9 protein-coding genes are annotated in these 13,296 nt (G+C 60.7%); 4 read left to right on the top strand and 5 right to left on the bottom strand.

Features of this window, described 5'->3' with window-relative positions:
• Positions 1–12: 12 nt before the first annotated feature.
• The 5 genes from ispD to WJU23_RS03900 all read right to left on the bottom strand — a co-directional run bounded on the left by ispD (position 13) and on the right by WJU23_RS03900 (position 9,246).
• Entirely contained in the window at positions 13–675 is a 663-nt protein-coding gene (gene ispD / locus WJU23_RS03920; RefSeq protein WP_346331230.1) for a 2-C-methyl-D-erythritol 4-phosphate cytidylyltransferase, read from the bottom strand.
• A gap of 65 nt (positions 676–740) precedes the next feature.
• Positions 741–5,231 (bottom strand): autotransporter-associated beta strand repeat-containing protein, encoded by a 4,491-nt coding sequence (locus tag WJU23_RS03915; protein ID WP_346331229.1) that lies wholly within the window; start codon positions 5,229–5,231, stop codon positions 741–743.
• Between the two features lie 109 nt (positions 5,232–5,340).
• The gene (locus WJU23_RS03910; protein WP_346331228.1) at positions 5,341–6,651 is read right to left on the bottom strand and encodes an AarF/ABC1/UbiB kinase family protein; all 1,311 of its coding nucleotides are present in this window, start codon (positions 6,649–6,651) and stop codon (positions 5,341–5,343) included.
• Between the two features lie 2 nt (positions 6,652–6,653).
• A complete protein-coding gene (locus tag WJU23_RS03905; protein ID WP_346331227.1) occupies positions 6,654–7,316 on the bottom strand; it encodes a hypothetical protein in 663 nt (220 codons plus the stop codon).
• 82 nt (positions 7,317–7,398) lie between these two features.
• Complete coding sequence (locus WJU23_RS03900) at positions 7,399–9,246, bottom strand: GreA/GreB family elongation factor (protein ID WP_346331226.1); 1,848 nt, start codon at positions 9,244–9,246, stop codon at positions 7,399–7,401.
• Positions 9,247–9,381: 135 nt separating this feature from the next.
• Here WJU23_RS03900 and WJU23_RS03895 point away from each other — a divergent pair, with 135 nt between their 5' ends.
• The 4 genes from WJU23_RS03895 to WJU23_RS03880 all read left to right on the top strand — a co-directional run bounded on the left by WJU23_RS03895 (position 9,382) and on the right by WJU23_RS03880 (position 13,278).
• Positions 9,382–10,410 carry a hypothetical protein gene (locus tag WJU23_RS03895; RefSeq protein WP_346331225.1) on the top strand — a complete coding sequence of 343 codons (1,029 nt, stop codon included), beginning with the start codon at positions 9,382–9,384 and terminating at the stop codon, positions 10,408–10,410.
• Positions 10,411–10,446: 36 nt separating this feature from the next.
• On the top strand, positions 10,447–11,616 hold the full coding sequence (locus tag WJU23_RS03890) for an aminotransferase class V-fold PLP-dependent enzyme (protein WP_346331224.1): 1,170 nt from the start codon (positions 10,447–10,449) through the stop codon (positions 11,614–11,616).
• Between the two features lie 146 nt (positions 11,617–11,762).
• A complete protein-coding gene (locus WJU23_RS03885) occupies positions 11,763–12,458 on the top strand; it encodes a hypothetical protein (protein ID WP_346331223.1) in 696 nt (231 codons plus the stop codon).
• Between the two features lie 154 nt (positions 12,459–12,612).
• On the top strand, positions 12,613–13,278 hold the full coding sequence (locus tag WJU23_RS03880; protein WP_346331222.1) for a cytochrome c: 666 nt from the start codon (positions 12,613–12,615) through the stop codon (positions 13,276–13,278).
• Positions 13,279–13,296 lie beyond the last annotated feature (18 nt).

Genomic DNA, 13,296 nt, shown 5'->3' with positions numbered 1-13,296 from the left:
TTGACTTTCAGTTCAATCCAGAAACCTTTCCGCCAGGACCAGGTCCGACGGAAAGGTGATCTTGGGATTCGGCGTGGTGTTTTCCACCACGGTGACCGCCTGCCCGATATGCTGGACGGCGGACACCTCATCCGTGACCAGGGCTCCATCCTGGATCACCGCTTCATAGGCCCGGATGAGCAGATCCCGCTGAAAGACCTGCGGGGTCTCCATGACCCACACACCCGAGCGGTCCAGGGACTCCGTGATCCGGCCCTGCGCATCCGCCCGCTTGATCGTCTCCGTCATGGGCCGGGCACAGGCCACCGCCCCTTTTTCACGGGCCGCCGCAATGCACAGGCTGATCTGGCCCGGCTGGATCAAAGGCCGTGCGCCGTCATGCACCGCGATGATTTCCGTATCCGGCGCACAAGCTTGCAGGCCCGCCCACACGGACAGATGCCGCTCAGCCCCTCCGGCGATGACGGCCCCGAGCTTCGGCAGCTCTTGCCGCCAGGACTCCACCGCCTGCCGCACCTCCTCCCCGCCCACGACAATGATCTCCGCTACCTCCGCACAGGCCTGAAACCGGCCTAACGTACGATGCAGTACAGCGATTCCGGCCAGCGGCGCCAGCAGCTTGTTAAAACCCATCCGGCGGCTGCTCCCGGCGGCGACAATGATGGCAGAAGTCATAAGCCTGAGATCATGACGGCGGCCGGCAGCCACCGCAAGCGGTCGCTGAGAAGATCGGAACGTGATCAGCGTCTGCGACGGTTGATGAGGCAGCCAAGGGAGACGAGGAGAAGGAAGACGCGGGAAGGTTCCGGAATGACGTAGATGAGGTGGAGGGAGCCGTTAGTGGTGAACTGGCTGAGGTCCCAGGCGTAGCCGCTGCCGTAGATGTCCGGCAGGTCCAGCCCCGTGGCCTCCTCGCCATTACCGTAAAGGTAGCCGCCGGAACTGTAGTGGCTGGCAAAGGTGGGGGCGGAGATGAGTCCGGTCCAGTCGAGGAGATTGAAAGTCTGTTCAGCGGTGGGAGTAAAGCCAGGGGCGGTGATGGTGAGGCCGCCATTCAAAAGGAGGCTGGTCTCACTGGTGCCTGTGAAACTGAGGAGATCGGAGATGCCCCCCGGATTAAGCCCCAGGATGATGACGCTTCCAGCCTGGAAATCCAAGGTTCCGTTTCCGGAGATGGGGGAGAACTGCAAGGTGCCGAAGCTGGCGGCATCGGTCCCATCCCCCGCATGAATGATGGCTCCGCTGGCGGCGGTGAAGCTGCTGCCACGGACGGTGCCTGTGCCGGAGAGGGTGCTGCCGTTGGCCACGGTAACGGCTCCGGTTCCAGTGCTGCCGATGCCGGTGAGCTGGAGGATGCCTGCACTGATGGTGGTGCTGCCGGTGTAGGTATTGAGGCCGCTGAGAACCTGGGTGCCTGCGCCAGATTTAACCAGGGCCAGGGTGCCATCCGTGCCGCTGCCGTCACCATTGCGGAGGATGCCGCTGAAGGTCTGGATGCCGGAAGCCACCTGGAGGGTGAGGGTGCTGGTGGCGGCGCTGCCGGATTCATTTTCGACAATGCCTGCGCCGCCGCTGCTGCTAAGGCCGCCGATGGTTTCGCTCTGGTTGTTCAGGCGGAAGGTGCCGGCGGCGGCTCCGCTGCCTGTGAAGCTGGCCACGCTGGTATCGGCAATTTGGTTACTATTGGTTAGACGCAGCACGGCGCTGGCACTGCCGTCGCCGATGTGGATGTCTCCGGCCAGGGCGGTGACGCCGGCGGTCTTGGCCAGATGAAGCTCCCCGGCCAGGATCTGTGATGTGCCGGTGAAGGTGTTTTCTGCCGCACCCGAAAGGGTAAGAATGCCGGTGCCGCTTTTGGTGAGTCCGCCGGAAGTATTGGTCAAAGTGGTGACGGTGCCGATGGCCGCTCCAGTACCGCCGCCGCCGATGAGGGTGATGGTGGGCGCGGCGGTGTATCCGATGCCCGGATTGGTGACGGTGATGCTGAGGATCTGGCCGTAGGTGGCGCTGGTGGGATCCTGGTCCACAGTGGCGGAGGCGGTGGCTCCGCTGCCGCCGCCGCCGGTGATCTCAACATACGGCGCGCCGATATAACCGCTGCCGCCGGAGATCAGCGGGATGGCAGAGACGCCGTCCCCGGTGGGGGTCAAAAGAGCAATGGGGATAGTGATGTTAACTCCGTTGGAATCAATCACCGCCCCGCCGTCAAAGGCCCCGAAAGCACCATTGACGTAAGCGGTGAGGGAGCCAGTTCCTGTGGAGCCGGACACAGTCACAAAATTGGCCTGGCTGACACTCGCACGTAGCAGGCCGCCGTTAAAATTCACATGCCCACGGGTTCCCGAATCATTAGAGTTATAGAGGATGATCTGGTTGGTAATCAGGGTGCCTGCATTCAGGTTCAGGTGGATGGTGCCCAGGGCGGAGGCATTGTTTTGCTGCCCCATGGTGACCAAGAAACCGGCATTGTTAACCGTGCCGCCCGCCACAGTCATGGCTCCCTGGTTGGTGGTGGTGGCATTACCCACCGAGCTACCGCTGCGGAAGCCCAGGGCGATGTAATCCCCCGTTCGACGTACCTCCCCGCCCGTCATCGTGAATTCCCAGCGCTCATTGCGCAGCATGATGTAGTTGGCGGTATTGAGTATGCCTCCGCTGATCTGTATGACCGCTGCTGAGGACGCTGCCGAGCCGTCCCAAGTATCCACCCGCTGCGTAGAAATGGTGCCGCCGGAAAGGAATAACCCTCCGTAGCCATTCTCACCAACCCGGATCCCGGATGAGGTGCTGGTAGTGGTGGTAACAAAATCTCCTCCCGTGACGATGAGGGCCCCGCTCTGGTTGCTGATGGTGCCGACGGAGGCAGTGGTCGTCGAGTAGGAACCTCCGGTTAGGCGCAAGGTGCCAGGGAGAATGGAACCGATGACCGTGTTAAAAGTGCTGGTGCTGACGGTGCCGCCAACTTCCAGCACGCCATTGCTGACATTCATGCCCCCGGCCAAAGTCACCCCTCCGGTGAGCCGAAGGGTGCCAGTGCCTGTTTTGAGCAGGCCTCCAGTTGTGGAGGTGATGTTGGAGGTGATGGTAAGGTCCGCCACGGCATTGCTGCTGTCGGCAATGGCAAAGGTACGGGTGGCCCCGCCAAAATCCAGGGTCCCGCCGGTGATGAGGGCACCCAGAGGCTGGTTGTCATTGTTGACCGTCAGGGTGCTGCTCAGTGTCAGCACGCCATCTGTGCCGATGTCAATGACGCCCTGGCTGGTGGCTGTGGAGGTGGCATTGTAAAAGGTGAGGGCGGGGGCCGTCCAGGTATAACCATTGATACTCAGGGTGGCGGGAACGGTGCTTCCTGCCCCGGCGATGATGACGCTGGAGGTACCGGTAAGCGCGCTGTTCACGCCGAACTGGAGGGTGCCATCGTCAATGGTGGTGACGCCCGTATAAGTGGCGATGCTGCTGAGGATCTGTGTGCCTGCGCCTTGTTTGGTCAAAGAGAGTATGCCGGCCAGACTGCCGTTGCGCAGCAAGCCGCTGAAATTATGGCTGCCCACATTGTTCAGTGTGAGCGTGGCGGCGGTGGCGCTTTGGTTTTCCACCATACCCGCACCACCGGTGCTGATGAGTCCGCCAATGGTCTCGCTCATGCCATTGAGCTGGAAGAGGCCTGCATCGGCATCGGTACCGTTCAGGGTGATCACGCTGGTATCGGCGATCTGGCCCGTGGCGAGCAGCTTCAGCAAAACACTGGTGGTGCCATCCCCCAGGGTGATATTTCCCGCGATGGCCATGACGCCCGCGTCCTTGTTGAGATGCAGCTCGCCAGCCTTGAGGGTGGTGACACCGTTGTAGGTATTGGCCTCGGAGCCGCTGAAGGTGAGGATGCCTGTGCCGGTTTTAGTGATGCCGCCATCCACCGCTGCATCGTCTTCGATGTCGGAATGAGTCATGCCTTTGGCGATATTGATATCGAAGCCGTTAGTATCAAGGGTCCCGCCGCCGTCGCGGACATTGACGGTGGTCAGGGAGGAGGCCAGGGTGACGGTAGTTCCATTGGCCTTCAACGTGCCGCCATTGAAGTTAAAATAGGAGGCCCCCGCGGACCCGCCAATGATGGTGCGGTTGGTGGCCAAGGTGCCTCCATCGAGGTGAAAGGTGCCGGTGCTGGCGGTATTGCCGGCCAGATTGGACCCCAGAAGGATGGTTCCAGTCGTTGTCTGTGTTTCCAGAAGACCTGTGCCTGACAGGGTGACCACACTGGCACCGCTATTGTCCGGATTGGAGTAACCTGCCCCCACACGGAAGACGTTGGTATTACTGGCCAGGATCATGGACCCAGCGGAGATGTTGAGAAAGCCGCTGGCGGTCGCCGCCCCCCGCCCTAAAGCCACTCCGGCAGAAGATGTGCCAATGGTCAAAGTGCCACCCACCACATTGACCGTCGCATTGGTCCCCTCTCCGATCCTGAAGGTGGAGGAGCCCCCGGACATGTAGGCGGTGCCGTAGATATTGGTCACGCTGTTTCCAGAAAAGGCCGTCTGCGCCGTCGGAATAGCGGCGGAGGTCCCCAAAGTGCCATAAATATTCAGCACAGCACCGCCGCTGACCGACAATGACCCGGCCGTGGCATAAAGGGTGCGGGTCATGCTGCCAGTGAGATCCAGCACCCCACCCGAGACGGAAAGAGAGCCCGCATCTACGATCTCAGCACCCAAAGTCAGAGTGCCTGCGTTGCCTTTGGAAAGATTAAAACCGGCCCCTGCAATGGTGCTGCCTGTTTCGATGGTCAGGTCTCCCGCACCGACAAAACTTGTATTTGCCGAGAGGGTCATATCCGCCAAAATGGAAGCGGTGTGGGTGGCCGTGACGGTATTGACCGAGCCGCCCAAGGTCAGCATATGAGCTCCACCGACGATGGAATAACCACTGCTGTTAAACGTCATTCCTGTGACTGCGATGGGACTGCCCAAAGTCACGGTGCCAGCAGTACCACCGAAAATGGCGGCGTGGCTGACGGTATTCTGCCAGGCCTGGAGGGTGCCCGCATTGTTCCAATGCAGGGCGGAGAGATCCCAGATTCCAGTGCCGCCGGTAGCGCCACCTGCGGTGCCGTCCGTATCCCAGGTGAGATTGGCAGCCGGGATGGGAAGGCAGGGGTGCAATATCGTGACCAGCAGCACCGCGCGGACAGCAGCACCTAGGGTCCGCAGGCGGACAGGGGGGGGCAAATTCATGACAAAAGGGGGGGACGCCCTTTGTATCAAAGCATGATCGGGACCCAGCCTAACACGGAATGGCTAAAACATCACGAAGGTACACAATATGAACAGGTTGGAGCGGGTTTCACCGCGTCTCCACCCTGGCCCGGAGGCGGTGCAAGAGGCTGAAGAGGCCGAAGAAGGCACGGTTTAAATACACGCTTTCTGAGCGGCCACGGGCACCGCGCAGGGAGCGCAGACTGCGATCCTGGCGGTTGGCATCGCCCATCAAGTAAATAGCCTGCATGAAGGCGGGATCGGCGAAGTCAAAGCTCTCAGTCTGAAAAGGCCGGGTGAGCAGCTCAATGGACTGGCGGGCGAGGTCCAGGATCTTGCTGCGCTGGGCGGGGCCATCGGCCGGCAGGAGTACGTCCATGTCACGGAGGGCGGTTTCCAGAGCGGCCTCAGAATCCAGCAGGGCCGGGTTTAAAAAGGCGAACTGCTTGGCATGAAACTCCGGGGTGATGGCACGGGTACAGCCGAAATCCAGGACGATGAGCTGGCCTTCCGCCACGAGGAAATTCCCTGGATGGGGGTCGGCATGGAAGAGATACAAGACGTGGATCTGATGCTGGTAAAAATCCCACAACGCCTGGCCGATGCGGTTCCGCTCTTCCTGGGTGGCATCGCCGGCGGCAAAGCGGTCCAGGGTGATGCCCTCCATCCAGTCCATGGTGAGCACGCGGGCGGAGCAGCGGTCGGGATAAAAGGCGGGGAAGCGCAAACCCGGCAGCGCGGCGCAGGCGGTGGCGATCTCCTGGCTGCGCCTCAGCTCAGCCACGTAATCCGTCTCCTCCAGCAGGCGGGTTTCCACCTCCTGGAAATAATGGGCGATGTCCTCCTCCCGCAAACCGAGGATTTGTAGCGCCACCGGTTTGACGACACGGAGGTCGCTGCGCATGGAATCGGCCACGCCTGGATACTGGACTTTCACGGCCAGTTTTTTCCCGGCGCGGGTGGCCTGATGCACCTGGCCGATGGAGGCACCGTGAGCGGCCTGCGGAGTAAAGCTGTCGTAAAGGGATTCCACCGGCTGGCCAAACTCGCGTTCCAAGGTGCGGCGGACCAACGGCCAGGACAGGGGCGGAGCAGAATACTGCGCTTGAGAAAACTGCGCGGAATAGGCCGGGGGCAGCAGGTTGTCATCAATGCTGAGCATCTGCGCCAGCTTCAGCGGCCCGCCTTTAAGACGGCTGAAGGAGGCATAGACATCCCGTGCATTCACCTCATCCAGTTCACGGCGCAGGTCCGCCTGCGAAGACGTGGGACTGACGGCGCGCTGGCCGTAGTATTTGAGGTAGTTCATCCCCACGCGCGCGCCCGTTCCCGCCAGGTCCGCCATGCGGGTGAGCGGGGTGCTGCGGATGCTTTCCTGGGCAGGTTGCTCAGCGGCCATGGTCAGGCGCGGTGCAGGCCTCCCGGTAAAAGAAAGCGCACGAGGTCAAAGCCGGAATCCAGCGCCTGGCGGCCCATGAGGTCAAAGAGCACGGTGACGGATTTTTCAATGAAGGCATCCGTGCGCTCGAATTTGTGACTGTCATCCTTCAGATAAAAAGCCATGACGCTGCGCAGCAGGACCCGCAACACTTTTGGATAGGCTGCCGACAGCGGCCCCCGGGCCATGATCTCTCCCTGGGCGCGCCCATGCATGAGAATGCCCCTGGCAAACTCCTCATAGCGCTCCTCAAGCGCGGCCCACTCACGCACGGGCTGGACTGGCAGTGCATGACCCAGCCGTACCAGGAGCAGGCTTCGGAAATCCATGGAAGCCTCCACAAAAGCAAAGAGGAAGGCCAGCAGCCGCTGCCGGGCGGTGAAACCCTGCCACTCCGGGCCGCTTTCCACCGACTGGATGACGTGCTCCAACCTCGCCAGCCACCACTGCCGCTCCACAGCCTCCAGTGAGGAGAATTCGCTGAAAAACTCCCGCTCCGTGATGCCCAGTCCCTGGCACAGGCGGAAGACGGAAACAGGTGCCCGGCCCTCGGAGCGCAGTTCATGCAGATACGCTTCCTCGATGCGCTGGCGGAGGGGCGGGGTTTCGTGAGAAGGATCGTCCATAACGCCAGAAGATACGCCGCACGCAAAAGGGGCGATGCTTTCGCATCGCCCCCAGGATTGAATATCGAAGTCTGATCTCAGATCACGCGCCGGTGTTGTAGGCGCGGATGGCGAGAACTTTCACTTTACGACCGGTGCCGTCGTCAGTTGGGATTTCGACTTCATCACCCACGACCTTGCCGATGAGCACCTTGGCGATCTCGGAGAGGTAGGAGACGATGTTTTTGTCCAGGTCGCCGTCCCAGGCGCCGAGGATGGTGTAAGTTTCCGTTTCGCCGGAGGTGACATCCTGGAAGTCCACCATGGTGCCGATGCCGATCTTGTCGGTCGCGACGTTGGCGAAGTCGGTGCCGCGGGAGAGGCCGACTTCACGCTCAAGCTGGTCCTTCATGCGGTTGAGCACGGCCTGCTGGTCGCGGGCGGCTTTGTAGCCGCCGTTTTCGCGAAGGTCGCCTTCTTCCTTGGCGATCTGGATTTCGCTCTTGTTGTGCGGGATCTTGACGTTAACGAGTTCGTCAAGCTCGGCTTTTTTCTTCTCCAGGCTGTCCCAGGAGACGATGAGGCGGTTGTCCTCGCGGGACTCGGCGTTTTCAGACATCAAGGCTTCCATTTCAGGACGGGCCTTGATGACGCGGGCCAGGAGGGAACGGCGGGTCAGCTCGTCCAGGACGGAGCTGCTCATGAGACGTTTGGCAAAGTTACGCAGGGACTCGGCATCCGTATCCTGCACCATTTCCTGGACGAGGGTTTTGTCATCCGAGAGCTGGTCGGCCAGGCGGCCGGTGCGCTTGGGTCCGCCCTGGACGTGGTCGTCTTCGCAGGCGTCCAGGATAGCGTTGCCAAGGTCAATGCTGAACACGGACTGGGCCAGGCCTTTGCGCTCTTTGCAGATCCAGATGAGCAGATCAGCGCTGAGGGTGCGGTTACGGACGGATTTCTTGAGGAATTCGGTCAGCACTTCCAGCTCGCCATTGGCATCCAGCACGACGGCGATTTCCGCCACGGCACGGCCGCCGGTGCGGGTAAGGTGGTTGAGGATTTCCGGCACCCAGACGCGCTCCGGGAAGGCCTCCGGGAAGGCGCGGTACATGCGGCCAAGCTGGCTGACGGGCAGACCGCCGATGTTTTCGGCCAGGAGAGGCTTGGCTTCGCAGACGAGGTCTGCCACCTTCATGGAGCCCATGGGGGCGGAAGCGTTTTCGATGGATTCGATGAGTTCATCGCGCGCCAGGAGAAGCTGAAGGCTGTCCTTGAGGTGGAGCTTCCAGGCTTTGCGGACGGTATCGGAAATGTCCTGGAAGACGGGGACAAGCTCGGTGCCGGGATCTTCGAAGAGGTCCAGATCTTTCTGGATGAGGGCGAGGACGCCGAGCTTGCCTTTCAGATCGCGCTTGGCCAGAAAGTTCTGCACCATGACGCCGCCGGGTTTTTCAGCGCTGTCACGCAGGACGAGAGGTTCCGTGCGCTTGGAGGGGACGACGATGTGACGGGCGGTCTTGAGGGTCTTTTTGGCGGATTCCCACCACTTTTTGTATTCACCCTCGGTGACGATGCGGGGCTTCAGCAGGCGCTCCAGATCATCCAGGGACATGGAGCTGCCGGAGGATTTGAGGGCCAGCTCGATGAGTTCGGTGACCTTGGTCTTGGCGAGGTTTTTCAGGCCTTCCAGATCGGACAGGCGGCGTGCCAGCAGGTGCTCCCCCGGAAGGATTTCCAGGGAGGTGATGGCAAAGGACAGCTTCAGGCCGTGGCCGGGCTTGTCTTCAAAATCCAGAATGATGCGGTCCCCCATCAGGTCCCATTGCACCACTTTTCCTACGCCCCAGCTTTTGTGCAGGCAGAAGGTGCCGGGTTCGAGTTTCGATAATTTTTCGCCGTCAGCGGAGGCAAGTTTGCCTGCCGCGACCAAGTTTTGGACCTCAGAATTCATGGGAGGGTGATGCTAGCGCGCTGCGAGAGGGTAGCAAAGGAAACATTTTGCTTATCCTGTTAGGTCCTGTTCTCAAAATGACGAAGTTTGACGGGAAACTTGCCTTTTAGGACAAAATCAGGTGTGTTTTGCTGCATGCGCGCCTTTTCCCTGAGTCTGGTCCTTTTCTGGGTGTCCTGGTCCTCTCCTGCGGCCTCGCCAGCCGAAGCGCCCGTGTATTACGATGAAGCGACGAAACGGTATCTGACGCTGGAGGCGGGAGATTTTGGCAAGACTCGCGTCCTCGTCCGCTTCGCAGGTGACCCAGGGTCCATGAATGTGTGGACGGGCCAGGGAAGCCGCAGTGACAAGGAGATGTTTTTTTCCAGAATGGTGAATGAGGGGGAGGATCCGGGTGTGCAGTTTGTGGCAAAGATCAGCGAATCGAAGATCGAGGTGGATTTCAAGCCCCAGCAAAAGGCTCCGGTGGATGCCGGGATCAATGGCAGCTACCGCCGGGTGAATGACAGCAAGCTGCTGCAACTGGCCAAAAAGGAATTCCAGGCGGCGGATGAGCGGCTGCAAAATTCCCTAAAGGCCGGCACAAGAAGCTGGGACCGTAAAGACCGGCCTGCGCTGGACTTGTGGAAGGAGCAATGGCCTGCGCTGCGGCAGAAGTGGGTGGACCTTTTTTCCAGCCAGCCCTCGGGTGCAGGAAGTGAAAAAGCGTCCGTGACAGATAAAACGGCCAAGGACTGGGTGAATGTGGCGCAGGCCACTGCGCGTGGATACTACTTCGTGGAAACGCTGCCGGACCCCAAAACCGGCCTGGGCTGGGAGGGAGATTATTTTGACCTGGGCGGGGCCCATATCAATCTGCGCCTGGGTCAGGATGGCAAGCTGCGTGCCACCCTGGTGAACTACCGGATGCCCGGAGATGAAGCCGCCACCCTGGAGGCCACTTTTCAGCCAGAGGAGATGCGCGAGGAGAAAAATGGGACTCTGGTGGCCGAGGCCGTGGTCAAGGACGCCGAGGTAAAGGAGGAAGCCCAGCAGGCGCGGGTGCGCCTGACGAAAACAGGCCGTTATCTGCAGGTGGAGACGGAAAATACCCGGCGGTATGCCGGGCGCGGGTGGTTTGATGGCATTTACCGGGGCGCGCCGGTGCCGGTGCCCGCGCCGTGATCTTGCGCGGGCCGCATTTCCAGGCGTATGTCTGGCATGTCCCTTTTTCCCACCGAAGCTGACCGCCTGGCTGAATTCCCCATCGCCCAGGAGAGCATTTTCCTGGCGCATGCCGGGGTGACCATCCTGCCACGCCGGGTCACCAAAGTGATGCAGGACTACCTGGAGGAAAGCTGCCGGCGGATGCAGGAATTCCCGGAAGCCTGGCGGGCGGTGAGTGAGTGCCGGGTGGTGGCCGCGCAGATGCTGGGGGCCAAGGCCAGTGAGATCTCCCTCCTGGGCCCCACCTCCCTGGGGCTGAGCCTGGTGGCCAACGGGCTGGACTGGCAGCCAGGGGATGAAGTGGTGTGCTATCAGGATGATTACCCGGCCAATGTCTATCCCTGGACGGATCTGGCCCGCCATGGCGTGGTGGTGAAACTTTTGAAACCGCAGGCCCCCGGGGCCATCACCCCGGAACTTGTGGAAGCCCTGCTGACACCAAAAACGAAGCTGGTGGCCCTGGCTTCCTGCCACTTTCTCAGTGGCTATCGCATCCAGATTGACGCCATCGGCCAGATGCTGCGGGCACGCGGGGTGCTTTTTTGCCTGGATGCCATTCAGACGCTGGGGGCCTTCGAGACGCGGGTGGACTATGTGGATTTCCTTTCTGCAGACTCTCACAAATGGATGCTGGGGCCGATGGCAGCGGGGGTCGTTTATGTGCGCGAAGAAGTGCAGGAACGCCTGCGGCCCACCCTGCTGGGATCGTGGAACGTGCAGAGTCCGAATTTCATCGCCCAGGAGGAGATCGCCTTTGAGAAGGGTGGCCGACGTTATGAACCGGGGGTTTTAAATGTGGCGGGTATTTTAGGCATGAAGGCCGGGCTGGAGCTGCTTTTAGAAAAGGGTATTCCTGCCGTCAGTGAGCAACTCCTGCGGCTGAAAGCGCGGCTTGTAGAGGGATTGGAACCGCTGGGCTTCCGCTTCCTGGGGCCAACGACCGGGCCAAATGCCTCCGGTATCACCACCACCTGGCGGGAGGACGGGCATTATGGAGCCAGCCTGACGCAGATCTTTGACCATCTGACGGCGCAGAAGATCAGTCCCTCCCTGCGCTATGACCGCGCTGGGAAAGCGTATCTGCGCTTCAGCCCGCATTTTTATAACACGGAGGCGGAGATGGACCGCGTGGTGGCCGCCATTGCCTCCACGCCGGCGGCTTGAGCCTCGCCGGCGGCTTGAGCCTCGCCGGGGGAGGAGCACCCGCCGGGGGAGGAGCACCCGCCGGTAAATCCCCGTGACAAGACGGGGCTGGACACTTCTGGCCATATTCGCATAGCCTAACCGGAAATCTGAAAAAATTCCGCGACATGGCCAAAAAACCTATGCCCTCCAAAGCGGCCGCAAAGAAAGCTGCTGCCAGCATCAAGAAACCGGCCCCTGCGGTGAAATCCAAGCCTGTGGCCGCAAAACCAGCGGTCAAAGCAGCAGCCAAAAAGGGTGCAAAACCAGCGCCAGCGCGACCTGCATCAGCGAAGCCCGCCACCAGACCGGCTGCAAAAGCCGTGTCGAAACCGGCTCCCAAGGCACTCCCCAAGCCCGCCCCAAAGGCCGTGGAGCCGGTGAAAGCTGCGCCTGTTCCAGTGCCTGAGCCGGAAATCGTTCCGGAACCGGTGATCGAAGCGGCAGCCCCGCCCCCACCGCTCTCCACCCTGCCCAAGACCGTCCCGCTGACCGTCAATGTGCAGACCTCACAAGGTCTCGCGGCCAATGGCAACCTCCAGCCGGCCAATTTGCTGGTCATCGTCACCTGCGCAGGCTGGCCCGTGACGGAGCTGGACAAAAACCACTTCACGCTCATGGAGCATTTTGAAGTGCCGGGACAGGCCGCCCCCTTCAGCAACAGCATCACCACTTTCCGCAATGCGGGGACTGGTGCCTACCTGCTGCAGACAAAACCCATCAACGGTGCGCCCTGGCGCACGGGGCATCATTTGGGCCAGCTTTTGGTCTCCAATTCCGAAGATCAGCAGGGGCAGGCCGCCTTCAAGATCATCATCCGCTGAGTCCGGTGGCATTTTTGGGGCGATTTTCTCCTGGCATGAAATAGGCCAGAGAAATTCGAAATCGTCCTTGCAATGTGACCGCGAGTTTTTAATCTTCGCCTGCTTGTGAAATTTTTCACAAGCTCTGATCAGGCACTCCCTGCCAGCTCGCTCCATGAAATATTTTTTCCTCAGCTACCTCTTTGTTGCCGCGATCATCATCGCCGCCTTCGGCACTCGTGGCAGCAAGTCCGAATTGCCGCCCCTCGAAATCTTCCAGGACATGGATCACCAAGCCAAGGTGAAGTACCAGGCCCATAGCGATTTCTTTGCCGATGGCCTTGGCGCACGCCGTCCAGTGAAAGGCACCGTGCCAGTGGGCTTCGAGATCCCCGCCAAGCCTGCCTCCGCCCCGGACTTCAAGCCGCCGCAGTATGGCTTCGCCAACGGTCTTGACTACTACAGCACGGGCAAGATCGGTGACTATTACGGTGACGGCCTGCCGAAGGAAGTGACGCTGAACAAGGCACTGCTGGAGCGCGGCGAGCGCCAATATAACATTTATTGCACCGTTTGCCATGGAGCCTCCGGCAACGGCAAGGGCGTGACGTCCAAATACGGCATCATGACCGCCTTTAATTTCCACCAGCCCGGCAGCACTGATCCTTCAAATCCGGGTGCCTACCGTGCAGACGGAGCCATTTATGATGTGATCGCGAACGGCAAAGGACTGATGGGCCCCTACGGCGGCAGCATCACCGTTCAAGATCGCTGGGCCATCGTGGCCTACATCCGCGCCATGCAGGTGGCGGTGAAGGAAAACAACGTGTCCGTCCAGTAACAGCAGGCATTTCAAGGC

The organism is Prosthecobacter sp. SYSU 5D2, from assembly GCF_039655865.1.
In the GTDB taxonomy this organism is placed as follows: Bacteria; Verrucomicrobiota; Verrucomicrobiia; order Verrucomicrobiales; family Verrucomicrobiaceae; genus Prosthecobacter.
The sequence above is the reverse complement of the archived record's forward strand: the minus strand, read 5'-3'. Positions and strand labels throughout refer to the sequence as shown.